Genomic DNA, 25,600 nt, shown 5'->3' on the forward strand with positions numbered 1-25,600 from the left:
AATTAAATATGTTTTGTTAAATAATCTCCCATCAGATCATGTAAAATCATCACTGAAATATCCAATAATGAAACCTGATTGGTATCATCAATTCCGGTATAATGTTTAAAAGAGGAGGGCACCGCCTCTCCATAAACCAAAAGCGTAATGAAATCTGTAACAGAAATTCTCTTATCTTGGTGCTGAACCTTGGTGAGATGATTTTTCAGAATTTCCTGATTTTCTCCTTTTGCAATTTCTGCTAAATGCTCTGAAAATTTTGCTTTTTTACCCGCTTTACTGTTTAACAGCAACAAAGTGTCCCGCAATAAATAATCAACACTAGCCGGAACCACAGAAGGAAGTTGCTCATACAGGTCTTTTGACATAATGACAGCCTGCTGAATTTCATTGACCGAACGATAACTATTTTTTAGGGAAGATGAATACAGTGTTTCTTTCCACCATAGTAACTTACTCCTTCTTTCAACGGCTTGCATTGAATTAAATGAAGCTTCTAATATTTGATTTAGAGAAGACTTAAATGCAGTAAAGAAGGTATTGATTGGTTTTTCTATGGAATCAGCCGAAACAGAGGATGAAAATTCTGAAAAAGCAGCATTCACAGTATTAGATATTGAATCTGCTGCTTTTTCTGAAAAATGTGTTGACCACTGTTCTGCATGCTGATATGCATTATACCCTTCTTGGCTTTTATTTGCAGCTATTTTAAGACCATCTTTTAATTCGTCATTATCTATTTCGACCTCTTCAAATGATAGATTATCTATTTTTAGAGGCGAAATTTTGAGTTCAGGAGCTTCACTCTCCAATTGCCATTCTTCTGACGCATTCTCCTCAGAAATATCGCCAAATTCTGTGATCAGTTGTTCAATAACATCTTTTTCTTTTTTCAGCTTTACAAATGGATATAGATTTATTGCTTTTAGGTATACAATTCTCGCAATTCTTGTATCCTCTTTTCCGATATTATACAGTGCATTGATAATTACCGCACGGATAATCTGTACAGGAGTCTCAGTAAATTTTGCCCTTAAAGCCTTCCAGTGTTCAGCTATAATAGCTTCAACTTCAATAAGAACAGGTTCATCAGCTTCGATATTAGGGTCTAGGGCAACCAACGTATATGAAGGGATCAGGCCTAGGTTTTCTTTTAATAGATTTTCTACATCTGAGATGGATTTCTCAATATTATCCAACCTCTCGTCACTGTCACCAATGTTTAATAGACCTGCTTTTAACAGAGGTTGTAAAAGTTCATTTTTCATAATTTGTTTATTTCATTAATCTGTTAGGGCAAATAATTCTTCAATTAGTCTGTGAACCATTGTACAGGGATTATGATAAGCATAATCTTGCCTTCCTTCATACCTCCCAGCCAGCCTTTTGGCATTTCGAATGGCATTTTCCAGACTACCATGCTCTTTGAGCAGTGTATACATCTGCCGACTATTCTTTTCATATCTAAAACCATTTCCTAAAACAGGTTTAAGGTGGCCTTCGATCCTCTTCCTATAAGTCGTCCTCGACATGGCATTTTCATAATATTGAAAATGTAAAAGATACCATAATTCAAAAGCTTCATTGCTCCATCCACAGCCTATATCGCTATTTTTACATCTTTCTATGGCTCCGTTGAAGTCTTCAGGGGTAAAACTATCCTTATCAAAAACAACCCAGAGTTTATCAATGGGACGAGCTGTACTTTTCTCGTATGAATTTTTTAATCGTATTGCTTCATCAACTAAAGACTGTGTATTTCTTCCGGTACCTTCAATATCAATCTGATAGGCTGTCAATACACCTTTCGGCAGATCCTGTTTCAATCCATCAAAGTAGTTAGGTTCAGTTGCTTCACCCTCACACACAATAAGATAATATTTTCGTTTATTTCGGGTATCCTTTTTTCGTTTCTGATCTTGCCTGGCAAACCTATTCAGACGTTCATTGGGAATTGTTATTCTTCTTGCCATTCCTTTGTGAAATTTGATAGGTTACCAATAAACGGGATTGCTCCATAACGTCCCTCGATATAATCTTTTTCAAAAGACCTATCTTTACGTACAGTTTTTCCTTCTTCTCTATATTCCACAAGAGAATAGATTTCAGAAGCACCATATTGGTCTTTTTCGACAAAATAAATCTGATCCCTTCTATAGTTTCCATAATTCAATAAATTGGTATCATGGGTTGCAAAAATAAGCTGCGCATTATTTTTGTTAAACTCATATGAGTTGAAAAGTTTTGTGATTGACAAGGTAAGCAAGGGATGTAGATTTGCGTCCAGCTCATCAACGACTAAAAGACCTCCATGTTTAAGCACATCGAAAATAGGTCCTGATATATTGAAGACTTTGTTCGTACCAGCTGATTCCTGATTCCTCATGTCAAATTCTGTGATGCCTACTTCTTTATTATTACTGTCATATTTCTTATGCGTTGTTTTGATATCAATTGTTACTGAACCTTCGTAATCAATTGTAAGATGTTTAACAATGTTTCCTAACAAATTACGTGAATACTCTTTTTGATTAATTTTTTCTTTTAAGATATTGATATCATCGAAACCTAAATCAAGCTTTCTATAAAAATCAAGTAATTCATTTTTTGTTTCTTTATTTTCTAGCATGTCAAATGTTACATCCTTGTAACTCTCATGACTTAAACCCGAAATACTTATGAAATTGCTGAACCATTTCATAATCCGCTGCGAAATTTTACCATTGAATTGATCAACAACAGCAAGGAATAATGCATTATTTCTAGTTCTTTCTTCAAGATCTTTTCCTTCTGAAAACCCCTTCATAATTTCAATACCTTCTTCTTCACGAAGAAATAAGGATTTCTCCGCATTTTTGACAGCTTCAAATAACCACTCCGCCCTAACACTGAAATTGTCTACTTCAAATCCATATCTGTAGCGAACATTGTCAATCAGAAAAATGGCTTCAAAGAATGAAGGTTCTTTTTCGGTTTCCGTATTTAACAGAAAAGGTGTTATATCCAAATCTCCTGTAGAGGAAAGGTCAAAAGAGCGTAATACAAGTCTTGTCATTGTCGACATTGCCTTGATCATATTACTTTTACCACTCGCGTTTGCTCCATATATTATCGCTCCTTTCAACAGTTCATGTCGTTCGGTTGAAAATATATTTGTGTCGACATGTTCTTTTATCGACGTAGCTAGCATACTCAACGTAGCCCTATTTTTAAATGATAAATAATTACCTACTGAAAACTCGAGTAACATAATTTTTTTTGTATTTATGAGAAATTCTCTCAAATTTAGTGAAAAAATACTAAATCATCCAAATAATGAGAAGTTTTCTCATTATTTGGATGATTTAGTATACACAACCTTCAATAATGGAGCAATCAGGAAGGAATGGTATCTTGGGTCGTTAACGGAATTTATTCCATCCTGACATTTCAGTTTCCCCATATAATAACGCAAGATATTAAAAAAATAGCGCAAGATTTTAGGGGAAATATTCGATACATCTCAACAAATATTTCGTCATTTTGGTATTTATTTGTCCCTAAAATTTTGATGCAAATTTTAAGGTACAGTTGAGAAGGTGAATTATTTATTTTTTCTGGTATAATTGTTTTGTTTTCAGAATATTTGTAACTTTGTTATAGTTATTAATAGTTGGAAAAAATTAAAACCCTATTTACCCCTCATGGTGAATTAAACTACTGACACTCAGGATTATTCACTTTTTGTATCGGGAAATAAATGCAATAAAAAGAACAAGATAAAACAAACCAAACATTTGATTTCTTAAAATATTACAGCATCCAGTATTTTGTAAGAATTCTTCAGTGTTTGGTTTGCTTTTTTATAAATCCCCTCACCTGTCCCTCATACTAGACAACATTTCCAAGAAAAAGTGTATAACTTAGTGGTCTATCAAATTGCCCAATCTTAAAATTCTTGATATTAGATATCATAAAGGTTTAGAAGGCCTTAACTACACCCAACGGATAGAATTTGAATCCCTCACTAAGCCGCCGCATTATTTATCCAATTCGCTGATCGCCTGTTTTACATATTCATCATTGGGATCCACACCTGTAATCCGATCCCCCCAGGACAAATAGCCATCTTTATCTTTGGCAAAACAACCGGACACCGTACTTTTGACTTTAAACGTTTTATAGTCTACATGATCTAAAATACCTTGGCGATTTTCATAGATATGCCTTTTATCCTTGGCATAGCAATCACCAAGTGCTACAAAAGTCGCGTGGTCAGCTTTTTCAAAAGTAGAAAAGCTTCCACCGTAAGCCATTGCATAATAGCGATAAATATGTTTTTTATCTTTGTAAAATGCACTGTTTAGCTTTTGAAACGTACTGGTATCAATAATCGTATTCAAGGGTTCTTCTGTATTAAAGCCCATTCTTATAAGATAACTATCAACAAAAGTAATACCCTCATTTCCCACAGAGATCATTTCCTTCAATCCGATATCTCCATTTTTATTAATCCATAGATCATCTTTCAAAAGTCTCCATTTTAAGCTCCTATTTGTGCTATCAATAGCTTGTGCAAGCATTTTGTCCCGCTGCCTCTCCATCTCATTAGGGCACCTAATTTTCTGGATTCCAGCAAAGGACAATAGCCCACCAAGTTTCTGCAGTTCCTTTTCTTGAATAATATTTGTATCTATCTGATAGATTCCCATGCGAAATCGGTATAGATTATCCTCACCGCAACTGTTGCAATATGGTATCGGCTTCAAAAATGAAATAAGGCAAAAAATACATGCCAATAGTATTACCACCACAAATATAGATCTCAATAATTTCATATTAGGAAGTCTTTTGAAAAGAATAGGGCTTCCGGCGTATCAATACCACGAAAACAATCAATATCAATTGAAATACAATTATCAAAAGAGCTAATATTTGTGTTTGAAAAGCCCTCCCCGAAATCTGCCTTTCATTGACACGTTTCAGATCTATCTGATTTTTGATAATTTGTTTTTCGCAGGAATCAATATCGCTCCGTTGATCCACCCGCCACTTTTGCTCACTTGCAAACTGATCATTCTTATTGGACGGAATATCCAAAGAGTTCATCAGACTTAGGATGAGCCAACCGCAGGTTAGGATAGTAATTGCAGCCAAAACAATGACAATGCTTTTCTTTATTCTAAAACCGCATCCCCCCTTATTTCGACACATACTAACATTGCTTTCATTGTTCATAATCATTAAGATATTAGAATACATATTTTCGGTTATACTGCCTCTTCTGAATTGACTATTTTATAAGCGGCTTCCATAACCCCATCCAATGAGCTATTTTCAAATAGATATTTTTTCTTTTTCATCTTAAATGTCTTAGTTTTGGCAGGCATGTCTTCCTTTGTTGTATCCGTTATTTCCTCCGTCAATTCTCCTTTTACCACATCATAGTAGAGCGATTGCCAAGAGCCAGCACCCACATGATAAGTCTCTACATAAGTCAACATCAGATCATCCCCAAAATATTTAAAATGCCCCCAAATATTACCCTGCACACCAGCAAGCCCATAAAAATTAAGGTGAAGCTCACCATTTACGATATTAATATCCTCTGTTCCATATATTTTTGATCCATCCTTATTAAATTCAACCGGCATGAGGAGGTTCGAAATTTTGTGCAGACGGTAGGATTTGTCTTTATTCTGAAGCAGTACCAAGATTGATCTGATCGACATTTTATTTGTTTTATCTCTTCGAACCATCACAATATCAGATAGACTATCCCCATTTAAGTCTCCAGTTGTTTCATATTGAATCTCAAAAACAGTAGGATCGACAATAAAATCCAAAGCCTTTCCCCCTGTTGAGGGGAATGCAAATGCTGAGTCTTCATCTGATTCAACATAGTCAGGATTGGTTAATATCAAATCCCTAGGTTTGCTGATTTCCACAAAATTTTCCTTTTCTAAGTCGATACGCCATATCCTGCTAATTTGATTAATTACCTCACTATCATTATTATAAAACGCAACTATATAATTTTCTTCTCGGTCATCTTCTATTGCCAATCGGAAATTACCAAAACAGATTGCCGGATAGTGGGCCACTACATCCAGTTCGTCTACAATCAAAAACACAGATTGACCATTCGCATCATGACGTACAAATCTTTCAATCACAAATTTGCTCTGCCCGTGTTGGCAATGATCAATGATAGCGGAATACTGCGCAAGCGCATATTTATTTTTAGACGTATTTTCCAAGAACATTACACCAAGACAGGTATGCATCTTTGACACCACAGTATCGTTGGTTGTTCTACCAATAAAAGAACGAATTGGGACACCTGTGTTTTTTATGGTACCAACTTGCATAATAGCTTCCTCCATTGCTGGAACGACCTTTTCTTTGACATGATCTTGTGCTTTATAATTACAGGATTGCAATAAAGTACCAACCGCTAAAATCAATATGAAGACTTTTTTCATAGCACTCATTTTTTACTGGAATCTTTAATTCGAAACTCACCCCTGGATATCAAATTCCGCCAAAGAAATAGGAGAATTAATACAACAGAAAGCCCAACGATAGTCATCGTTGACACATCAAACATAACCTGACCAAAGGCCTTACTATCGCCAAAACATTGCACTGAATCACCCCAAATATTAGTTCCCATTGCACCTTCTTTATCACAATTGATACAGGCTAGGTATTCAGGTACAATAAGGCCAAGATAAAGCAGAATAAACAGGATATAGATCCCTCCAACAATAACCTGAGCGACTTTGAGGATGTTGACTCCTACCTTATCCTTTATTGCTCCTGCTCCCATAACTTTTCAATATCTTCGGCCGTTAATACCCGTTTAAAAGTCAATGTTCTTCTTTCAGTTGGAATTGCAATTACACGTTTAAAATATTGACCGCCACTATAAAAGTAGTTGGCCTTTCCCGCTAAAACCTCCATCGAAATAGTCTCATCATCTAGGATAACTAGCTTCAATTTGACAGTCTTGTTTTCCGCGCTGAATCCGTTATTGCGAGGTTTAAGTTTCAAACAATAATCTGCTTGTATTCCAAAACTAGCCGCAGGTGTTTGTGTATTTTCTCCGATCTGATAGCAGATTGTATCATTCGATACAGTAAGTGTTCTTCTGATGATTTTCTTTTCAAAGGTTAGCATCTTCTCTCTTCCATTTCCAATGGTATCTGATGAAATAATATCAGCTAATTCATACACTCCATTCCTTAAATAAGTCTGGGTAAACGTCGCATTCGTTTCCATTGTCACAAAAATCAATATGCAAAACATCCACTTCATACCAGATTAATTTTACACCAATATACAGTTGATTTTTGTCGTGTATTAGATTATTTTAAATTTGTTAGGAGATATTTATTATTCGCTATGACCGCATCATTATCCGTATAATCTCATTGTGGCAATTTTCTTCTAAAGACCAAACTGATCAACCAACCAGAAAGTGATCCAATAAGCAGATAAATAAGTGTTTTGATTAAAAAGAAAGGCCATGAAATAATTGCTAACCCAAACTGATCGCCAATTGGAGCCGTATCGGAATAACTAACCATGGCATCCCAAAAAGAAAACAAAATACCAGCTATTCCACCAATAATAATAAAAATAAGTCTCATTCAAGGATGCTTAAAAAATCATCTTTTCTTTGAAATAAATCGAATCTGTTTAATCGAAAAATAGATCAGCCAGATAGAAAAACCTATAAAGCCAACAGTCTGAAAAGCAAATTGTATGGGTTTGGTAGCCCACCTAATCGTTGTATAGCCACCTCCTGTTCTACCGAATCTCAACTTATATTCGCCTTTTGCTGTTCCGCCAATAGTCATACTGATGATCATGCCCGCTAGCGCCAGCATAAATATGACCATACCTATCTGTAATAGATAATATGCCGAGTTAAAAAGCTTTTTAATAAAATTTTCCCACGAATCCTTCGTACTTATAAGTGTAAGAGCAAAATACAACAACAACAAAATTATGCCGGCAACTAAACTGACAATTCCAATGCATAGTATGACGACAAATATTTCCGTTATACCCATTATCTGATATTATTTAACACTTTCTACCCTATTATCCGAAATAACACAAATTGCTGTTCCAATCTATTAATTTCCAAAGAAAGATCTTTAGCAAGAAAAGGCTCAATCTCCTGAATAATAAATGAACAACTGCCGAATCAAAGATATCGAGTTATTTTCGGTCAACATTAAACGAATCTTAAGTCAATCTCAACGAATCGTAATTATTTTCATCAAAAAATTATAACGAGGCAGAGACAATCATCAGCATAGCATTATTCCTATTAACTTCCATTTCACCTTATGCGCAACGGACTCCTGCATCATTAAGATAGAAAAATCAGCGCAATTTTCTCAAAGCCTACAAACTTACACCATATTATCCTGCAACATAATACAAGCTTATACGACATACAACTACGGAGTAGACATACAACGGTGATAGAAATATAAAAAATGCGAACTCAACGAAACCTCCACTTGATCATGCTAACCGATTCTATAGCAGGATCAATTTTGATCACATTCATACCCCTGTTACTGTCTATATCGACAACCAAGATCATGGCGCAAAAGGTTCAGAAAAACGATTTTATATTATCTGGAAAAATAGTTACTGCAGAGATTGCCCCGCTGGAAATTAACCTCTTCGATACAGAGGCTAAGCTGATCAAGACCGAATTTCCCAATCAACAGGGTGAGTTCCGATTTAATGCCCTCAGCAAAGGAGCCTATTACTTCAAAATTCGCCAGGGTCAATCAGACCTCTACAATTCGGAGGTCATTCAAGTGACGGACCATGACATAGCTCTACCTGAAATTCGGATAAACGAACAACGACTGGAGACCGTCGTCATCAACAAATCACGCCCTTTTATTGAACGACATGATGGTAAAATGATCTTAAATGTGGAAAGCAGCCTTCAAAATACGGGTGGATCTGCGCTAGAAATACTGGGAAAAGCACCTGGTGTTACAATAGATGGGAATGACAACGTTATTCTGCGGGGAAAAAACAATATTTTGATACAGATTGATGGGAAAAACTCACCACTTACCGGCGATGAACTAGCCAATTACCTCCGCGGCCTCCCCGCATCTGCGATTGACAAAATTGAACTCATTACCAACCCATCTGCAAAATATGACGCAGCCGGAACTGCCATTATCAATATAAAACTAAAAAAAGGAACAAATAAGGGAACCAACGGAAGCTTTTCTACAGCATTAGGTGCAGGTAGATACGTTAAAAATAACAACAGTTTTAATATCAACCATCGCAATAATAAGCTCAATCTCTTTGCCAATTATAATTTTGCTTATCGCGAAGCATTTAACGAGCTTATGATCGATCGAAAGTTTTACACGGAAGGCAATTTAGAGAAAACATACCTACAGGACAATTTCTTTAAGTTCAATACCCGCAATCATAATGGTAAAATCGGCTTCGATTATAATCTAACTGACAAAAACGTATTGGGTGCATCTGTCAGCTTCACAAGTAATATCTTTAAACCACGTGGGGATAGCAAAACGGCTATCCTAGCCCCCAACGATCAACCACTCAGTCATATCGCCACGTTAAGTCAAACGAACAATACCTTGAGAAATATCTCTGTTAATCTCAACCATAAATACAGCATGGATACTCTTGGTTCTGAACTTAGCACGGATATAGATTTCATTCGCTATGTCAATACATCAAACCAAGGTTTTGATACCAAAACCAGCAACAACGATGGTGAACCTATAGGTATACCCTATATCTTAAGAGGAAAAACTGATGGTGGTTTGAATATTTATGCGCTAAAAAGCGACTGGATTAAGATCTTCCCTAAAAACCTCAAACTGGAAACCGGCTTTAAAACGAGTTACGTTAAATCAGATAACGATATTGAATTTTACGATCATAGTACATCGCCGGCAGTACGGGACACCAATAAATCTAATCATTACATCTACCAGGAGCACATCTACGCAGCCTATGGTAATGTGTCAAAAAAATGGAATAAGCTGAAAACCGTATTAGGTCTACGTGTTGAAAAAACCGATGTTACAGGAACACAGCTAACCACTGCACAAATTAATAAAAGGCAATACACTCAGCTATTTCCAAGTGCCATTTTTTCCTATGAGTTCACAACAGACCATAATCTCGAAGTCAATCTCAGCCGTCGCATCAACCGTCCCAATTATCAACAGCTCAACCCCTTTAAATACTATATTAATGCGACAACATATCGCGTTGGCAACCCCGATCTAAATGCACAAACATCGCAAAGTTACGAACTCACCTATAGTTTCAAAAGTAGATATATAGCCACCCTGAGTTATAGCAAAATAAGCAACAATATTACGACTGTCATAAAACCCGTAATCGAAAATGGAGAAAACATCACCGTTCAGACAGAAGAGAACCTGAAATCAGCTTCCTATTACTCCCTCAATCTCATTCTACCGATCAAGCCGACCAATTGGTGGGATATAAACAACAGCGCGAACTTTTATTACGGTTCATATACAGGAAACGTTTCAGGGACACAGATCAATAATATTGGTAATTTCACATTCGATATGAATAGCATCCATACGCTTAAATTGGGTAAAAATTTCGTTGCCGAATTAGCGGCCAATTATAAAGCTACCGAGGTATACGCCTTCGCCCGTATTGACCCTTATTGGTATCTCAATATCGGGTTGCAAAAGAAATTTAAGGACAAAAACACTCTGAAGCTCGCCGTAAGTGATATATTCAACAGCAATACTATAAAGGGGGTGACCGTCTACAATGATTACAAAGAAAATTTTAAGACTAGAAGAGAGCCCCGAGTTGTGATGTTGTCCTATAGCTATAATTTTGGATCCACCAAAACAGGACAGTCACGTAAAACAGGTGCCGCCGAAGATCTCAAACGAAGGGCCGAATAGCTTTACTCAGGAGTTTGGATCCACACACTCCTGAGTAAAGCTATTTATCTTTCAGAAGTGGCCGTGGATCAAAGACAACCTTTATTTTCAGGATCAGCTCATTTTCTACTTGATACCAGCCTGCACTAAAGATCTCCATTCCACCCATATCAATGTTATAGAAGATAGCCACATGATTACCATTTGTCATTACTTCTTTAATATTGTATTTAAACTTCATTTTCTTCATATCCGCAATATAATGGTCCGCAGTATGCCTACTCCCAAGCACACCCTCGAAGACCATGTCACTATCCAATAATTCATATGCAGCCGTAAAATCTTCTTTATTCAGGCTTTCGAGAAAACTGAGCACAATGTATTTTGCTGATTTCATTTCTTCCTTTTTTTATGGTTATTGATACTATTCCCTATTAGGCCATTGCTATTATGAATACCTAAATAAAAATTCACAACATCCTGCCCCTAGGCCAGTTAAATAAAAGAACAACAAAATTGACCAAGCGTTTTATATATTTTTATTTTTTCCTTCCCTTCTATCACTTATACCCTTATATTTTCGTCAAAACAAAGATTCCCTCTAGAAAAACAACCCTTATCTGGCTTTATCACTGGCATCAAAAAATAACTTTACAGGGTCAAAAATTTATTTAAATTTGTTTCTAACAAGGGAGGTATATAACCCTTTTTTATAAACCCTAACACAATTGAACCATGCCAGAGAACAAAGTTTTATCTCAATTGACTAGCGAGGAGTTAAACAAAAAGAAAAAACAGTCCATTGGAGTCATGATATCTTTTGGCATTGTCATGTTTATAGCTATCGTGGTTTTGGTCTACCTTTCATTTAAAACAAAAAAATATGCTCTTTCAGGTATTGCAGCTTCCTTATTTTGTGTATTTATACCGATCTATGTGAATAATATACAGATCAACCAAGAAATCAAATCCCGCCAATCCAAGAAGGAATAAATTGCAATTTTGTAGCTGGCTGTATGGATTGTGGTAAGAACTATAGGAACTAAATAACTGATGTATTGGAGCAATATGCCCCACTTATTGCTCATAGAATGAGCAGGCTCTTAACAGTGAGAATCATTCTTCTCAACTAAAAGCGATTCCCCCCAGTCATTTAATTTCCAGAGTACCTCCACCAGACTTTTACCTAGTGGTGTCAGGGTATATTCCACCCGGGGTGGCAGCTCTTTAAAGACCTCTTTGCGAAGTATTCCGTCGTGCTCCAGCTCCTTAAGCTGTTGATTCAATACACGCCGGTCTACCTTAACGCGGTCAGAAACCTCAATTGAGACGACAGATAACGCTAAATATCAAATCATTTTTAATTTTTCATACAACAGGAAATACGTACATTTGGTATACATCAATTCACGGATTAGATCATGCAGATACTCCCGTCAAAAGAATTATTGCCTTACATCAAGCACTATCTTTTTTTGGAAAGTGCTGATGATTCGCAAAAAACGCTACGCTTATTCTCGGATGGAAATACAGGAATCGTATTTCTTTTGAATCAGGGCCGTTTATCCATCAACCAAAGCGATCATCTCCCCCAGTCATTTTTGTACGGTCAGATCAGTCATTTTAAAGATCTCTGTCTGATCGAACGGATTTCCTTTATTATTGTTGTATTCCAACCTGATGGTCTCTACAAATTGCTGGGTGTACCGGCACATGAGCTAAAAGATCAAATCATTGGCTTACAGGATATTTTTGGACAGTCCGCAGAACGGCTTTATGATCAGCTCATGTACCGCAGCCATCCAACAGCCAAATTAAATGCATTAAATACCTTCTTTTATACACTCGCCATTCAAAACAAATCGCTAGGTCAAACCTCATTTTCCAATGTATTAAAATATATTACCGACCATAACGGACTCCTCTCTGTTGAAGAACTACTCAAACACAGCGGCCATACTGAGCGACACATGGAACGGATATTTGCCGAACAGGTCGGTATGAGTCCAAAAAAATTCGTAAGCATTGTCCAGCTCCATTTCTTTTTGAAGTTGCTTCGCAATAAACCTGATGATACCACACTGACGACGATCTCCTACGAAAGTGGGTATTTTGATCAATCTCATCTCATCAGGACATTTAAAAAATATACCGGTTTTACACCATCCATATACTTGAACAATACAAGCAGACTGGCAATCAATTTTATGGAGTTTCAAGCCTTGCCCGATCGTTTGTCGGGTTTGTACAATTTATCTTAACCACTTACAAGTAGATTTGTCAATAGATCAATGAAAGAAATATGGACAAATTAAAAATTGCTACAGCACAATTTGAGCATAAAAGTGTGGATAAAGCCTATAATCTGACAATCATCGAGACCCTTGCGCAACAGGCCGCAACCCAAGGTGCTGATGTGATTGCCTTTCACGAATGCTCCATTACAGGTTATACCTTTGCAAGAAATTTAGATAAACAGCAGATGCTCAATATTGCCGAACTCGTTCCGAAAGGTAAGAGCACCCAGAAGTTGATCGAGATAGCCGCCAAATACAATATCACCATTCTTGCTGGTTTATTTGAAAAAGATGAAAATGACAATTTATATAAGCCTTATATCTGCGTCGACAAAGATGGCTTAATTGCCAAACATCGCAAATTACATCCCTTCATAAATCCTTACCTGAGCGCAGGTCAAGATTATACGATATTTGAGATCAAAGGATGGAAATGTGGTATTTTGATCTGCTATGATAATAATGTCATTGAAAACGTACGAGCGACAAAATTATTGGGAGCTGATATTATCTTTATGCCACATGTGACCATGTGCACACCTTCATCTAGACCCGGAGCGGGCTTTGTAGATCCTCAGCTCTGGCATAATCGTGAAAATGACCCAACCTCCTTGCGTTTGGAGTTTGATGGAATGAAAGGACGGAGCTGGCTAATGAAATGGTTGCCTGCTAGGGCCTATGACAATGCGGTATATACTGTATTTTCAAACCCTATCGGAATGGATGACGATCAGTTAAAAAACGGTTGTTCAATGGTCTTAGACCCTTTCGGGGATATTCTCGCTGAATGCCGTACATTTGACGATAGCTTTGTCATAGCTACAATAACACCCGAAAAACTGATACAGGCTGGTGGACATCGCTATATCAGCGCGCGAAGACCAGAGCTCTACTGCAACATTATTGGTAAACAACATGAATCAGATCAAAAAGTAGTCTGGTTACATGCAGAAAATAGCTAGTCTCTATCAATCCTACAACTGATTTAAGGCTGTTCAACCGAAGTCATAAATCAGTTGTATCATGATCATCCTTCAGAGGTACCCCAGCCATCTATCAATTAAAGTATTGCGAAGATTTTTTTCGCTAAACATCACACTACAAAACCTTATTTATGTTAATTTAGCGGATTAATATTCACTAGCAGATTAAATAAAACTATGAACTATATCCGAAGATATTGGAACATACTCACTAATATCGGTACCCGTCCGGATATGTCCTATATCGACCTCAAAAGGATACAGATGGTCAACTTGATTGCCATACTTTGTTTATTGCCAACGCTTTGCTTTTTTATCCTTAATATCATCGACAAACGTTACTTGCTGTCGACGATCAACCTATCCAATACCATCTGTTCTATTTCGGTACTCTTTCTACAATACGATGGTAAACATAACTTTGCGAAAGCGATGTTATTAATCAGCAATTTCATCTTTTTTCTTTTGGGAGCGATATTGTTTAAAAATGGAGGAGAATATTTTCTATTATGCACCCTGATTGCTTCGATGTTGCTCTATGACGACCGTCGTGTCCATATTTTTTTCTGTCTTGCTACCTCTTTCGCCATTGCATTGCTCTATTTCCTTCCGACAATTGTTCCTGTTGTCCAACGTGTTCCCAGGCTGAGACTGATCTTCAACATTAGCAATGCACTTGCTTTTATTGTAATCGCTGTAAACTCCTTCCTCCAGATTATTTACAACAATATGGAGAAGATTGAAGACCAGCGGAGAAAACTGGAATCCATGAATCGCGATAAGGAAAAAATATTTTCCATCATCGCTCATGATATCAAAAGTCCATTTGCTAGTTTGGAAGCATTGGTGTTGATGCTTCGCGACCAAATACTTAACAATACCGTATCTAGAGAATATATACAACAACTTTATCAACAGATTGTGCATCAAAACCAGGCACTGGACGACTTTCTGCAATGGGGAAGTAGCAGTATGCGTGGGATTACCAGCCCAGCTGTTTTAGTGCTGATCGAACCATTGATTCGCGAAATCATGACATTATTTGCTGATCAGATACAGGTAAAACAACTCAAGATAGAAATTGATATCACCGAAGGAACACATATCTTCGCCAATAAGGATCACACGTCCATCATACTACGCAACCTTATTAGTAATGCCATCAAATTTAGCTACGTGGCTGGAAAGATAAGCATCTATTGCAGTAGGAATGAGATCCATACACACATTCATATCCAAGATGAGGGGATTGGAATTAATCCCTCCAAATCCGCCTTGTTGTTTAATGTAATCCAGCATAAATCATTCGGTACGGAAGATGAACCCGGGTCGGGCTTAGGGCTCGTATTATGCAAAGATCTGATCGAGCGAAATAAGGGTATAGTCGATATTCAGAGTATTCCCAATAAAGGTTCAATTTTCACCGTTGGCTTACCATCATACCCCACAAGAAACCAGGCCTCCAAAAAAGAAGCACAGACCTGTTGCTAAAAACCTGTCCGTGCTTCTTATGCCGTGCAATGTCCCCTGTATTCCTTTAGCACTGTATTCAATCCACAGTAGTGCAATTAACTTTTCTCTCCTAAAAGCTAAAAGTCACTAACAGGGCTTTATGATCTGTAGGCCATATTCCTTTTGGAAGCAAAAATTCATCTTCGCTATCTTTTTCCTGCTTTTTAGCATATTTCACCGTTTCCACAGGACCCACAATCCTCGCCTTCACCACTTTTAATGGTTGCTTACTGCGATAATAGACATAGTCTATCCTGTCCCTATCATCAGCTGTAGGTGCCCAAGCCAGCTTATCAATAGGGACATCTTGATTGAACGCCGGATAGGTAAACCCGGGATGACTTACCGGATTGGGATACTGCACACGAAAACTATCCTTAAACCCCGCTTTGTTTAATAGAACCGAACAGTCCCAAGGCACCACGGCACCCCGATGGTCAAACAAATCCTTTGTCGCTACAGTCCAGTCCAAATGTGAAGGCTCATTAAAATCGCCCGCAATAATAAAAGATTGGGATTGCTTCTCCCCGTCCACATCGTGTATAATATCACGTATCGCTTCATCCCTTTTACTTTTACGATTGGCTTCTACAATTGCGGACACCTCAGTAATCGGGTTCTCCAATTTCTTCCAGGTTACTCCATCATACCCCCTAGGTAGGTAACAGGCATAATTGGTATAATCCAGGTGTAAAGAATAAAAGACGAAATCGCGGTTGCCAACTTTGATCTTACTTTTCAACACACCTCCCATCTCGCTATCTTTACCATATAGCGCGTGTTGGTCCGCCACTGGAAATTTGGAGATCAATCCAACATCCAGCTTTTCATCACTTGACTTACCAAAATAGCTTGCCCCTTTGGATTTTAATTCTGCTAATATCCGCTGGATATAATCTGTTCCTTTGTAATTACGTACCTCACTAAAAAGCACGATATCAGCATTCTTGTCTATGATTTCATCCGCAATAGCCGGAAATCCATTGGGTACAACCGTCCCCTCCTGCCAGATATTGATCTGCAGCACTTTTAACTCGGTTTTCCCCTTGGCGGCTATGATCTGTCCTATACTGAGTAGCAGTAGCAACATTATAAATCTTCCTATTTTCATCTATATGGTATATGGTAACACATCAGTTTATAAAACCTGTCCTAGTGAATTAAGGCAAGTCCAATCTTCAAATATCCAAAGACTTTGGCACAACTCCTATCTTATTTTTGTAACAACCATATGATTTTGCCTAGATTGTCTACACCACCCCACTGAAGTTGTACCGCCACAATTGTCTTAGGCGCTATTGAAATACCAGATCTATCGATAAAAAAACTGAACGGCTTGTTGTAAAGAGAACCTTATTCAAAAAAAATCCCCTGAGCTTTTAGACTCAGGGGAAATTCATGATTTAATCTATAAACCGACATTTATATTCAGCAATCATTTTTAGCAGAAAGTAGTACAGTGGTTTTCTATCAATGACTATTCAAGTGTACCGAATTTACCAGCCTGGAAGTCCTCGAAAGCCTGATAGATTTCCTCTTGTGTGTTCATTACAAAAGGGCCATAGCTTACAATAGGTTCGTCAATAGGTTCTCCACTCATAAACAGTAAGACAGCTTGCTCATTGGCCTTGATCACGATTTCTTCACCATCGTTTTCAAACAGCACAAAACTATGTTCTTTGGCCAACTGTCCATTGACCTCTGCTTCTCCATTGACAACCAGAATGGCGGAATTGTGATATTTGGGAACAGTAAATGCTGTCTGATGACCCTTTTCTAATTTAATATCAAAGAGATTGACTGCAGTATAAGTTTCGGCTGGTCCTTTTGTATCCTGAAATATACCAGCTATGATATTAACAATACCGCCATCTTCAGGCAACTGTACTTTGCCCATCTGATCTGCAGTAATGCCCTGATAATGCGCCTCGGTAGATTTATCCTTTGCAGGTAGATTAACCCAAAGCTGCACCATTTCAAAAGGACCACCAGCTCTGGAGAAATTCTCCTCGTGATACTCTTTGTGCAATATTCCTGCTCCAGCTGTCATCCATTGAACATCCCCGGGATTGATCACCCCGCTGTTACCCGAACTGTCATGATGCGCCACACTTCCTTTATAGGCTATAGTCACGGTTTCAAAACCTTTATGCGGATGAACATCTACTCCACGAATATGATCTGATGGACCAAAATCAAATTCCGCATTGAAATCCAATAAGAGGAAAGGACTCATCCGTCTTTTGGTAATCCCGTTACCGGGAACCATATTGTACACACGGAATCCGTCACCTACCATACCTGGCTGTGCAGGTCGAGGGAAGATTTTTTCAATTGATTTTTTCATTTTTAATACTCCTATCTTTTGAATCCATACATCATCGAATACACTCCGCTTGCTTGCTTGCTTGCTTGCTTGCTTGCTTGCTTGCTTGCTTGCTTGCTTGCTTGCTTGCTTGCTTGCTTGCTTGCTTGCTTGCTGTTCGATTTTGTATATCCAAATTTACGCCAACAGAGAGGTATAAACCAATAACCTAGCTTAAGCTAAAAACTTAATGTAGGTTAAGAATCTATCACCGTATCTTGTGCCGCGGGTTTTTTGAAAAGTAGCCACAACAAGATAAAAAAAATTAGGTATGAAATATTAAATCCCGCAGCGAGCAACCAGCCCTTCAGTACAGACGAGGGTAGGAATCTCAAGGGCAACTGATAGATGGTGATAAAAACAGGACTGATAAAGGCTGCCCAGCGGGGCAATTGTGTCTTCCGCATAAAAATCAGTATCGAAAACAGTAGCCAACCTACCATCAACACCACAATAGCCGTCCCCCAAGCAATATACAGTACCTTAGTAAAGCCCGAGGCTGTCTCCAACAGATATTGATGAGCGACCGGATCGGTATGGTATATTGCTTTGTATATTTCACCCGTATAATAAAAGTCCGCATGACCGAGGGGCATCAGCATAACACTGACTATCAACACAAAATAAGTTCCCCAGGCATACCACCTGGATTTGTCGTGAAAATACTGATAGGCCAACCATACGCCCGGCAGGAACAAAGTAGCCGTCATCGAGGCAATCAGTGCACCAAACATGAGGCGTGCGCTCGACCCTTTCAGCATGAGTACCGCAATACCCACGTCCACCTGATCCGCATAAGTCTCCGAAAAAAGTGGATATTCCGAAGGATCTACATCAAAACCCGCGACAAATATATCTCCAATAATCCAACATACCGCCGCCAGTATGCTAGCAACAAATGACCATTTAATTTTTGTAGTGTAAAGCATATCAAGAATTATTCTAAATAATATAAATATGTTGCAAAGGTATCGTTAAGGAAGCTAGACGGAATCCGTCTAGAGGAGGAATTTGTCCGTAGAACGGATTTTTTGAATAGATACTGCGGCAATAGCAAACCTCGACTTAGAAAGCTACATAGCCCAAAAGCGAAATAGGACATTTACCAATGGAGAGTTTCCGCTCAACCCCACATCCACAGATCAAGCGCAGATTACTTTTAGTCAGTATCATCGGGTTGCACAACCAGTCAGTCTGCCTTTACATACCGAGAACACCAACTATCACTAAAACTTAACCAAAAACAATACAATGACCTATTAATAAATTAATTATAATACATAAAAACCATATTTTTCCACATTAGATTGATCGCTAAACAGCTGGAACACATTCAATATCCGATGCACAGCTGATATTATCTTATACTACATCTGATATCGAAGGCTCTTTTTGACCATTTCGATAAAACTGATACTGTCCTCCTCTGATAGCCAAAATATCGCCTGTACACAACTTTTCTCCGTAATCAACCTGATCCAAGGAATAGACCTAATAGTTCCGCTACGACCTTAATACCTCCTTCTACACCATCAATACTGTGTCCATTGTCTGGTAGCTTCGTGCACCACAACAATGCATCCAAGCTTAGTCGAAATTCATTTTCTCCTACCAATTGGCCTTTCCCCATGACAGCCTATCTCTGCTTAAAACATATCGGATTACTCCAAAAACAACCATAACCAATGGTTATAAGCACCTGTTTTTAGCACTATACTTTTAATTTATATAACCAATATAACATATTAAACTACAAACAATAACAATATAAATAAAACATCTGCAGACACTAAATTTATCACGACTAATCCGCTATGGATATCCGAGCCCATAGGAATCTATATTACCGATTTCATCGAGCTCAAAATAGTATTTTATCAAAGCAGTGGCTTCTGTCATTGTCACCTCTGTGACGGCAAACTTGATCAAATTTTCATCTATCAGTATTTCCACTTTGATCTCCTTACTGCCCACTACTTCAGCCCTATCTAAGGGTTTCAATTGTAAATAGGAATTTCCGAATTCTTGGTTGTAGTATTTTAAATTCGCCATCAGGATATTGCAGCTCAATATAGATAACTCTTTCACAACTAAACGCAACTACAATTACAACTACAACAACTAATAATCAACATATTAAAATCACCTACATAAACATAAAATTAACCTATATTTATCTATCAGATCAGTAAAATTATGTGAATCAGAAATAGCTAAAAAAGTTATTTCATTGTCCACCACCTAAAAAGAATTACGCCTAAATATACAGCAATCATAGACCAGGCACAGTGGCAAATTGAGATCCGGTACATCTTTTTTATCATTCGTTATATGCAAGTTATTATCCGTCTAAGCGATTAGCCTTATTAGCAAAAAAAAAACTACGCTCGCATCAATCCTTTTGCTGCCATACTAAAAGACTTCCTTAAAAATGATGATCACTTTAACCTGATCGAGCTAAAAAATGTTTTATAATCTTTGTTAACCTTTTTCTGGGACCAAAACAACGCAATCAGATTTAACCAAAAGCGAACAATAATGATGCGCTTTTTTAATATATTAAATATAGTTGTCACTTATCCACCTGTCAACTGTGCGATAGCCGCTTCCAAAACGGCATCATTTTCCCCAAACCCTAAACCTTCTCCATCCAGCAATTGTTCCTTTATAAAAAAGAGAACTAAAACTGATAATCATGGATGATATTTTGATAAAAGATCATATTCAACAATTAAAGGATGTCGAAACAGCTGATCTCTGGATCGACGAAAATTTTGAAAAGAAGCTATCTCAGGTGGATGGCACGACAGCTTTTGAACGTCCTATCCCCGCAATGCATAGCATAGCAGAGTTAGCATCACATTTAATCGAGTGGCGCCGGGAAGTTTTAAGCCGCCTAAAAGGAAATCAAAGAGGACTTGAGATGAGTGATGCCGCAAACTGGCGAAGCAATGATGAGTTAAGAAAACGTGGTTGGGAGAATCTAATGCAGGATCTTCATACAACACAGCAAAATATTATTTCTTTTCTGGAAGGAAAAGATGACTCTTTCCTTCATACTGCTTACCCACATGCTGACACCTCCTTTCCGCACGATTATAAGTATTTGTTAACGGGTTTAATTCACCATGATATGTACCACCTCGGGCAGATGGGTATTACGATTAAGTTCCTGAAAATTCAGCATTTGGATGTGTAACACATCCATTCTCAATAGCTCTAAAAGAACACAATATTTAGACAGTACACCAAGTGATTGACGTCCTTATTTTTTCATTACTGTATTCGGCCACTTTCACTTTCTAGCGCTGACTTTCGACTACGTTGTTCCTTTGCCGCCCCACTGCTAAATCTATAGCCAAAACTCAGACGCACCTGTCTTGACTCATAGTAGCCGTAGCTTGATGATTGCAAGCCGGGTAAATTCTGTGTGTATTTAATCTGGTTACCTTTATAAACATCCGTTACGGCCAGCCTAAGTGTCGCCTTATCCTTCAATAAACTCTTTTGGAATGCAATATCTAGTTGACTTATCGGTCTACTGATCGTATTTGCACCCGTCAGCCGCTTGGAGTTGTAGACCATTGAAATCTCGCACCGCATCTTATTCGGCAGCTTAAAAGACTGTAGCAGACTAACACGTCCCGCGGTCTGCTTTAAATTGAGGTTTTGGTACTGGTCAAATGAAACATCATTGTGGATATAATACATCAACCCATTAAAGGTAATATCCCACCAAGGTTTCGGTGTTAGCGTCTGAGTCAAGGATAGCGACCAATGCTTTTGCGTACCCACATTTTTGCTGATCATCATTATTTTATCAGCTTCCAATGTATCCGTTATCTTGGCATTCAATTGATCCGTATACGCATAATTTAAGCCGACAACCGTCGAACTTTTTAGGGAATAAAGTAAGGAAAACCGTTGGCTCAGTGAGGGGGTCAAAAACGGGTTTCCTTTCCAGAAAGACAGTTCATCGAGCATATAGACAAAAGGATTCAGATCCTGATACGCTGGTCTTTCAATACGCTTGGCGTATGACAGTGAAATTGTCTGTTTATTGGCCAGTTGCCTCGTGATAGATAAAAAGGGAAAAAGATTAGTAAAATTTCTATTGATATGGTCATCCAGATCCTTTCCTTGCTCCCGATAAAATAAAATACCTTTGGAATTCGCATTTTCTAGCCGTAGCCCAGCTTGGAGAGACCATTCTCCGATAGTTCTTTTATAGTCAAGATATGCGCTGGCTATGCGTTCGTCAAAATGAAAATCATTGGAACGTCTATTATCGAGACTATCACTTACGGGGCTGACATGATAAAACTGGGAATTGTTTTTAGAGCCTACAGCCGAATATTTGGCACCTGCTTCCAATTTTCCGTCCCACAGTTTCGTAGCGTAGTCAACCTTTAGCCCTTTTAGATCAATATCGATATTATTCAGCGTGCGGTACAGATTTTCGTCAACGACATTTCCCTGGTTGTCCCGATAGGTATTCGATTGTAGGTTTTTATTCCATTTATCAAAAAGACCGTAGTCCAAATCCACATTTAGACTACGACCAAGTGTATCTTCATATTTGTAGTTCAGATTAAAGTTGTAGCGCTTGGTACTCTGACCATAGTAATCGTTGATTGCATCAAGAGATTCTTCAAATACAACTGAAGGAAGTGTTGCAATAGCCGTAGCTGTATTCGTCAGTCCACCACCGAAGATAAAATTACCGTTTGTCAAAAAACCTATTGTATTTTTATCGTTCAGAAAGTAGTCTATCCCCACCTGAGCACCCATTTTCTGGCGCTTGTCCACATCGACCGTATGGCTGTCATAAGATTTGCCGTTTTGCTTACGATCGGTCCCATAGAGGTAATTGTAATGGCCCAATGTATGGTTATAATTCCCAAATACATTGAGTTTATTCACCCGGTAATTGAAGGTCATATTCTGCAATTGCTTCAGGCTGACACCATAAGCAAAGGCACTTGTAATACTTCCGTTCAGCCCCTTCAACTGATTTTTCTTCGTTTTGATATTAATAATACCAGCAGCACCGCTCGCATCATATTTAGCAGAAGGACTATTGACAATTTCGATGGATCGGAGATTATTAGATGACATTGACTTCAATAGATCGTTGAGCTCCTTTCCCGAAAGAAAAGTTTGCCTCCCATCCAACAAGATCTGCACTCCGCTTTTGCCGTTGAGCGTAATATCGACTTCATTTTCTATCTGTACCCCAGGAGCTCTTTTCAATGCGTCAAAAGCCGAAATATCCTGTGCTCCGATACTATTTTCTACCTGATAGACAATGGTGCCACCATCAACCGTCAGCACCGCTCTTTTACCTTCGACCGTCACCGCTTCCAATTTATTTTCCTGTCGGTAGAGTTTTACGGTACCCAGATTGCCATTAGCAAGGTCAAATAGGGCGCTCCTATGATCTAGGTAGCCAAGGTGTTTTACCGCTATAAAATATTTACCCGGGATTTTACCCCGAAGCTGAAAAATTCCCAGATTATCAGTGTTTGTACTGGATACCAATACCCCACTGCTGCTGTACAATCCTACTGTAGCCAAGGCAACAGGTGACATCTCGGGGTCAACCACAGTACCTTTGACCAGGTTACTATCATTCTGCCCATAGAGTATTCCACTCCATAAGAAGACAGTTGCAATCAATACGAGTTTTGTAAAATCAAATAGGATCATTGGCTACCCTTAATCGTACGTAATGATACAGATAAAAAAGCAAAATATGCAATAAAACGCAAAAATATAAAAAAAAACCCCGAACTTGCATAGAAACGCATAACTCAATTAACGCATATACAAAATCGGACGGACGATCAGGGTAGCCTAAATCGGTCAAACTACTGGGAATAAGACATCATTCTGATTTAATCGCTATATCTATACCTTTGTTTGTGTCAAATTTTAAATCATCAATATGCTCTCCAGCAGAAATAATAAGTTCATCTTTGAAACGATCTACCTTTATTCTTTCTATTGAATTGGCTTCATCAATCATTGTTACTTCCCTTTTTCCTAAAAATTTCAGACCGTTTTCAGTATAAAAATAAACATAGAACAAGTGACCACACTCTAAAAATGAATCGATTATAATTACCTTATCAGTGCTATTTTTATAGACATAAATCTGAAAACCTAAGTCTCCCAAATCTATGTCATTGCTGTCAATATAGCCGATCTGATCAATGGAGAAATTTCTTTTTTTTTCAGCGAATGCAATTGATATCTGCTCTTTTTCATTAACACAGACTGTGGCATTATATTCGTCGCCATCACAATTGAGCAGAACCTGTTTAAATTCAACCTCAGTATTGCTTACACTGTCTACATGGGTATTTTTTACACCTTTCTCCTTGGTTGCAAAACGGTTTTCCTGACAGGAGATCAAAATCAAGAAAAATAAGAATACTATTAGCTTGAATAGGTTTTTCATATGCTCACGTTTTTCAATCATCAAAGAGATTATTTATCCGAACTTAATAGCAGAAGTTGAACTCGATCAACTTGCAGTGGTCTGTCCGCCATTTTACCCATTTGGAAATAGGTTTATAATCCTCGACATAATCACAAGCTGACTTCGGAACCGATCTGATTAATATAGAATCATCCTTTATCTCCAGTACCTGGTACAGGTATTTTCGTTCTGCTATACTGATGTTCTGAACAGCTGCTGTTAATGTCACAAATGCGGATTTGATGTAGTCATTCCAGCTCAAAAAACTATACTGGAGGTCTTTTTTCAGAATAAGTTTTCTTTCCCTATTGATATAAACAGTTAAATGAGTACTGTCCTGATCAGGAGATTCCGCGTCAAATTCAAAAATCCGCAATTCATTATAGGGTATAATCTGACGGGCAATTACAGTTTCCGGAAGATTAATTTCATAATCGGTAAACTCTCCGTCTACACCCCTAACTATACTTGGAACTATACGTCCGTAGATCGTTTTGTCCAGATTTAAGATGTCGATCGGCTGATCGATGGACAAATTGACAACACCACTTCCACGCATGGTATTTTCTGTAAAGAAAGAGATCCCCTTATATGCTGTAATATTCAGATGTGAGCTATCCCCCTCTGGGCATTTAGGCCCTACCATCGGCTCAAGCTCTTTGTTTTTTTGCGAATGTTCATTCACCGCTTTTGATACAGCTGCAGTTTGAGAGCCATTATTACATGAAGCCATGGTTATTCCGATTACTATGCTATATAATGGGATGAAAACATTCAGTAGTCCTTCTATTTTTCTTTTCATTTTTATCGTGTAGGTCTATCTGATCATAAAAATAGATATACCGCAAATAGCAAAAGGAGTTGTTTTAATATCCGCTTGAGAAGACTTATGATTCGCTAACCGCAGCTAAATTCTCCCATTTGCATACTTACGTACGGCATGAAGGAGTGTCCCATTGGTTCCGGACCAGACTGCATTCCTAATAAACGGCTTCTTTCGAAACAGTTCATTC

At 38.0% G+C, this 25,600-nt stretch carries 26 protein-coding genes; 6 read left to right on the forward strand and 20 right to left on the reverse strand.

Annotated elements, in window-relative coordinates:
- Positions 1-2 precede the first annotated feature (2 nt).
- The 10 genes from AC07UV_RS00110 to AC07UV_RS00155 all read right to left on the reverse strand — a co-directional run bounded on the left by AC07UV_RS00110 (position 3) and on the right by AC07UV_RS00155 (position 7,886).
- Positions 3-1,268 carry a GTPase-associated system all-helical protein GASH gene (locus tag AC07UV_RS00110; protein WP_495182239.1) on the reverse strand — a complete coding sequence of 422 codons (1,266 nt, stop codon included), beginning with the start codon at positions 1,266-1,268 and terminating at the stop codon, positions 3-5.
- 15 nt (positions 1,269-1,283) lie between these two features.
- Positions 1,284-1,973, reverse strand: a complete 690-nt coding sequence (locus tag AC07UV_RS00115) for an RloB family protein (protein WP_495182240.1) — start codon at positions 1,971-1,973, stop codon at positions 1,284-1,286.
- Positions 1,958-3,250, reverse strand: a complete 1,293-nt coding sequence (locus AC07UV_RS00120; RefSeq protein ID WP_495182241.1) for an AAA family ATPase — start codon at positions 3,248-3,250, stop codon at positions 1,958-1,960. Before AC07UV_RS00120 ends, AC07UV_RS00115 begins: the two co-directional genes overlap by 16 nt.
- 769 nt (positions 3,251-4,019) lie before the next feature.
- Complete coding sequence (locus AC07UV_RS00125; protein ID WP_495182242.1) at positions 4,020-4,691, reverse strand: hypothetical protein; 672 nt, start codon at positions 4,689-4,691, stop codon at positions 4,020-4,022.
- A gap of 127 nt (positions 4,692-4,818) precedes the next feature.
- Positions 4,819-5,217 (reverse strand): hypothetical protein, encoded by a 399-nt coding sequence (locus AC07UV_RS00130; RefSeq protein ID WP_495182243.1) that lies wholly within the window; start codon positions 5,215-5,217, stop codon positions 4,819-4,821.
- 32 nt (positions 5,218-5,249) lie between these two features.
- The gene (locus AC07UV_RS00135; RefSeq protein ID WP_495182244.1) at positions 5,250-6,464 is read right to left on the reverse strand and encodes a hypothetical protein; all 1,215 of its coding nucleotides are present in this window, start codon (positions 6,462-6,464) and stop codon (positions 5,250-5,252) included.
- Positions 6,465-6,469: 5 nt separating this feature from the next.
- Positions 6,470-6,811 carry a hypothetical protein gene (locus AC07UV_RS00140; RefSeq protein WP_495182245.1) on the reverse strand — a complete coding sequence of 114 codons (342 nt, stop codon included), beginning with the start codon at positions 6,809-6,811 and terminating at the stop codon, positions 6,470-6,472.
- Positions 6,793-7,299 (reverse strand): hypothetical protein, encoded by a 507-nt coding sequence (locus tag AC07UV_RS00145; protein WP_495182246.1) that lies wholly within the window; start codon positions 7,297-7,299, stop codon positions 6,793-6,795. Before AC07UV_RS00145 ends, AC07UV_RS00140 begins: the two co-directional genes overlap by 19 nt.
- Positions 7,300-7,412: 113 nt before the next feature.
- The gene (locus AC07UV_RS00150) at positions 7,413-7,634 is read right to left on the reverse strand and encodes a hypothetical protein (RefSeq protein WP_282254056.1); all 222 of its coding nucleotides are present in this window, start codon (positions 7,632-7,634) and stop codon (positions 7,413-7,415) included.
- A gap of 18 nt (positions 7,635-7,652) precedes the next feature.
- On the reverse strand, positions 7,653-7,886 hold the full coding sequence (locus tag AC07UV_RS00155; RefSeq protein WP_282254055.1) for a hypothetical protein: 234 nt from the start codon (positions 7,884-7,886) through the stop codon (positions 7,653-7,655).
- Positions 7,887-8,495: 609 nt separating this feature from the next.
- Here AC07UV_RS00155 and AC07UV_RS00160 point away from each other — a divergent pair.
- On the forward strand, positions 8,496-10,967 hold the full coding sequence (locus AC07UV_RS00160) for a TonB-dependent receptor domain-containing protein (RefSeq protein ID WP_495182247.1): 2,472 nt from the start codon (positions 8,496-8,498) through the stop codon (positions 10,965-10,967).
- Between the two features lie 40 nt (positions 10,968-11,007).
- Here AC07UV_RS00160 and AC07UV_RS00165 read toward each other — a convergent pair whose 3' ends face one another.
- Positions 11,008-11,343, reverse strand: coding sequence for a nuclear transport factor 2 family protein (locus tag AC07UV_RS00165; RefSeq protein ID WP_120257291.1), 336 nt, complete (start codon positions 11,341-11,343; stop codon positions 11,008-11,010).
- Between the two features lie 338 nt (positions 11,344-11,681).
- On the opposite strand from AC07UV_RS00165, the gene AC07UV_RS00170 reads away from it, so the two are divergent.
- Positions 11,682-11,939: a hypothetical protein gene (locus AC07UV_RS00170; protein ID WP_282254050.1), complete on the forward strand. Its 258-nt coding sequence runs from the start codon at positions 11,682-11,684 to the stop codon at positions 11,937-11,939.
- 110 nt (positions 11,940-12,049) lie between these two features.
- On the opposite strand, the gene AC07UV_RS00175 is transcribed toward AC07UV_RS00170, so the two are convergent.
- A complete protein-coding gene (locus AC07UV_RS00175; RefSeq protein ID WP_495182728.1) occupies positions 12,050-12,271 on the reverse strand; it encodes a winged helix-turn-helix transcriptional regulator in 222 nt (73 codons plus the stop codon).
- Positions 12,272-12,367: 96 nt separating this feature from the next.
- Between AC07UV_RS00175 and AC07UV_RS00180 the strand changes: the two genes are divergently transcribed.
- The 3 genes from AC07UV_RS00180 (at position 12,368) to AC07UV_RS00190 (ending at position 15,717) form a co-directional block, all read left to right on the forward strand.
- A complete protein-coding gene (locus tag AC07UV_RS00180) occupies positions 12,368-13,207 on the forward strand; it encodes a DUF6597 domain-containing transcriptional factor (protein ID WP_495182248.1) in 840 nt (279 codons plus the stop codon).
- A gap of 41 nt (positions 13,208-13,248) precedes the next feature.
- On the forward strand, positions 13,249-14,205 hold the full coding sequence (locus AC07UV_RS00185; RefSeq protein ID WP_495182249.1) for a nitrilase family protein: 957 nt from the start codon (positions 13,249-13,251) through the stop codon (positions 14,203-14,205).
- Between the two features lie 198 nt (positions 14,206-14,403).
- Positions 14,404-15,717: a sensor histidine kinase gene (locus AC07UV_RS00190; protein ID WP_495182250.1), complete on the forward strand. Its 1,314-nt coding sequence runs from the start codon at positions 14,404-14,406 to the stop codon at positions 15,715-15,717.
- Between the two features lie 91 nt (positions 15,718-15,808).
- Here the strand turns inward: AC07UV_RS00190 and AC07UV_RS00195 are convergent, their stop codons facing one another.
- The 5 genes from AC07UV_RS00195 to AC07UV_RS00215 form a co-directional block, all read right to left on the reverse strand.
- The gene (locus AC07UV_RS00195) at positions 15,809-16,849 is read right to left on the reverse strand and encodes an endonuclease/exonuclease/phosphatase family protein (protein WP_495182251.1); all 1,041 of its coding nucleotides are present in this window, start codon (positions 16,847-16,849) and stop codon (positions 15,809-15,811) included.
- A gap of 366 nt (positions 16,850-17,215) precedes the next feature.
- On the reverse strand, positions 17,216-18,085 hold the full coding sequence (locus tag AC07UV_RS00200) for a pirin family protein (RefSeq protein ID WP_282254044.1): 870 nt from the start codon (positions 18,083-18,085) through the stop codon (positions 17,216-17,218).
- Positions 18,086-18,300: 215 nt separating this feature from the next.
- A complete protein-coding gene (locus AC07UV_RS00205; RefSeq protein WP_495182252.1) occupies positions 18,301-19,032 on the reverse strand; it encodes a DUF6796 family protein in 732 nt (243 codons plus the stop codon).
- Positions 19,033-19,571: 539 nt separating this feature from the next.
- Positions 19,572-19,733: a hypothetical protein gene (locus tag AC07UV_RS00210; RefSeq protein ID WP_495182253.1), complete on the reverse strand. Its 162-nt coding sequence runs from the start codon at positions 19,731-19,733 to the stop codon at positions 19,572-19,574.
- A gap of 182 nt (positions 19,734-19,915) precedes the next feature.
- Positions 19,916-20,191, reverse strand: coding sequence for a hypothetical protein (locus tag AC07UV_RS00215; RefSeq protein WP_495182254.1), 276 nt, complete (start codon positions 20,189-20,191; stop codon positions 19,916-19,918).
- Between the two features lie 607 nt (positions 20,192-20,798).
- On the opposite strand from AC07UV_RS00215, the gene AC07UV_RS00220 reads away from it, so the two are divergent.
- Entirely contained in the window at positions 20,799-21,302 is a 504-nt protein-coding gene (locus AC07UV_RS00220; protein WP_495182255.1) for a DinB family protein, read from the forward strand.
- Positions 21,303-21,379: 77 nt separating this feature from the next.
- Here the strand turns inward: AC07UV_RS00220 and AC07UV_RS00225 are convergent, their stop codons facing one another.
- From AC07UV_RS00225 to AC07UV_RS00235, 3 genes are all read right to left on the reverse strand, one after another.
- Entirely contained in the window at positions 21,380-23,812 is a 2,433-nt protein-coding gene (locus AC07UV_RS00225; protein ID WP_495182256.1) for an outer membrane beta-barrel protein, read from the reverse strand.
- Positions 23,813-23,990: 178 nt separating this feature from the next.
- Entirely contained in the window at positions 23,991-24,566 is a 576-nt protein-coding gene (locus AC07UV_RS00230; protein WP_495182257.1) for a hypothetical protein, read from the reverse strand.
- Between the two features lie 43 nt (positions 24,567-24,609).
- Positions 24,610-25,389: a hypothetical protein gene (locus tag AC07UV_RS00235; RefSeq protein WP_495182258.1), complete on the reverse strand. Its 780-nt coding sequence runs from the start codon at positions 25,387-25,389 to the stop codon at positions 24,610-24,612.
- Between the last annotated feature and the right edge of the window lie 211 nt (positions 25,390-25,600).

This window comes from Sphingobacterium sp. GW821-FHT03E03, assembly GCF_059420745.1.

What these genes read in the sequence shown, in the direction of transcription:
- AC07UV_RS00235 (WP_495182258.1), bottom strand. Translation starts at nt 25,389, where the DNA reads ATGAAAAGAAAAATAGAAGGACTACTGAATGTTTTCATCCCATTATAT.
- AC07UV_RS00125 (WP_495182242.1), bottom strand. Translation starts at nt 4,691, where the DNA reads ATGGGAATCTATCAGATAGATACAAATATTATTCAAGAAAAGGAACTG.
- AC07UV_RS00165 (WP_120257291.1), bottom strand. Translation starts at nt 11,343, where the DNA reads ATGAAATCAGCAAAATACATTGTGCTCAGTTTTCTCGAAAGCCTGAAT.
- AC07UV_RS00155 (WP_282254055.1), bottom strand. Translation starts at nt 7,886, where the DNA reads ATGGTCATATTTATGCTGGCGCTAGCGGGCATGATCATCAGTATGACT.
- AC07UV_RS00180 (WP_495182248.1), top strand. Translation starts at nt 12,368, where the DNA reads ATGCAGATACTCCCGTCAAAAGAATTATTGCCTTACATCAAGCACTAT.
- AC07UV_RS00140 (WP_495182245.1), bottom strand. Translation starts at nt 6,811, where the DNA reads ATGGGAGCAGGAGCAATAAAGGATAAGGTAGGAGTCAACATCCTCAAA.
- AC07UV_RS00200 (WP_282254044.1), bottom strand. Translation starts at nt 18,085, where the DNA reads ATGAAAAAATCAATTGAAAAAATCTTCCCTCGACCTGCACAGCCAGGT.
- AC07UV_RS00190 (WP_495182250.1), top strand. Translation starts at nt 14,404, where the DNA reads ATGAACTATATCCGAAGATATTGGAACATACTCACTAATATCGGTACC.
- AC07UV_RS00170 (WP_282254050.1), top strand. Translation starts at nt 11,682, where the DNA reads ATGCCAGAGAACAAAGTTTTATCTCAATTGACTAGCGAGGAGTTAAAC.
- AC07UV_RS00160 (WP_495182247.1), top strand. Translation starts at nt 8,496, where the DNA reads ATGCGAACTCAACGAAACCTCCACTTGATCATGCTAACCGATTCTATA.
- AC07UV_RS00115 (WP_495182240.1), bottom strand. Translation starts at nt 1,973, where the DNA reads ATGGCAAGAAGAATAACAATTCCCAATGAACGTCTGAATAGGTTTGCC.
- AC07UV_RS00120 (WP_495182241.1), bottom strand. Translation starts at nt 3,250, where the DNA reads ATGTTACTCGAGTTTTCAGTAGGTAATTATTTATCATTTAAAAATAGG.
- AC07UV_RS00210 (WP_495182253.1), bottom strand. Translation starts at nt 19,733, where the DNA reads ATGGGGAAAGGCCAATTGGTAGGAGAAAATGAATTTCGACTAAGCTTG.
- AC07UV_RS00195 (WP_495182251.1), bottom strand. Translation starts at nt 16,849, where the DNA reads ATGAAAATAGGAAGATTTATAATGTTGCTACTGCTACTCAGTATAGGA.
- AC07UV_RS00225 (WP_495182256.1), bottom strand. Translation starts at nt 23,812, where the DNA reads ATGATCCTATTTGATTTTACAAAACTCGTATTGATTGCAACTGTCTTC.
- AC07UV_RS00205 (WP_495182252.1), bottom strand. Translation starts at nt 19,032, where the DNA reads ATGCTTTACACTACAAAAATTAAATGGTCATTTGTTGCTAGCATACTG.
- AC07UV_RS00150 (WP_282254056.1), bottom strand. Translation starts at nt 7,634, where the DNA reads ATGAGACTTATTTTTATTATTATTGGTGGAATAGCTGGTATTTTGTTT.
- AC07UV_RS00145 (WP_495182246.1), bottom strand. Translation starts at nt 7,299, where the DNA reads ATGAAGTGGATGTTTTGCATATTGATTTTTGTGACAATGGAAACGAAT.
- AC07UV_RS00110 (WP_495182239.1), bottom strand. Translation starts at nt 1,268, where the DNA reads ATGAAAAATGAACTTTTACAACCTCTGTTAAAAGCAGGTCTATTAAAC.
- AC07UV_RS00185 (WP_495182249.1), top strand. Translation starts at nt 13,249, where the DNA reads ATGGACAAATTAAAAATTGCTACAGCACAATTTGAGCATAAAAGTGTG.
- AC07UV_RS00220 (WP_495182255.1), top strand. Translation starts at nt 20,799, where the DNA reads ATGGATGATATTTTGATAAAAGATCATATTCAACAATTAAAGGATGTC.
- AC07UV_RS00130 (WP_495182243.1), bottom strand. Translation starts at nt 5,217, where the DNA reads ATGAACAATGAAAGCAATGTTAGTATGTGTCGAAATAAGGGGGGATGC.
- AC07UV_RS00230 (WP_495182257.1), bottom strand. Translation starts at nt 24,566, where the DNA reads ATGAAAAACCTATTCAAGCTAATAGTATTCTTATTTTTCTTGATTTTG.
- AC07UV_RS00135 (WP_495182244.1), bottom strand. Translation starts at nt 6,464, where the DNA reads ATGAAAAAAGTCTTCATATTGATTTTAGCGGTTGGTACTTTATTGCAA.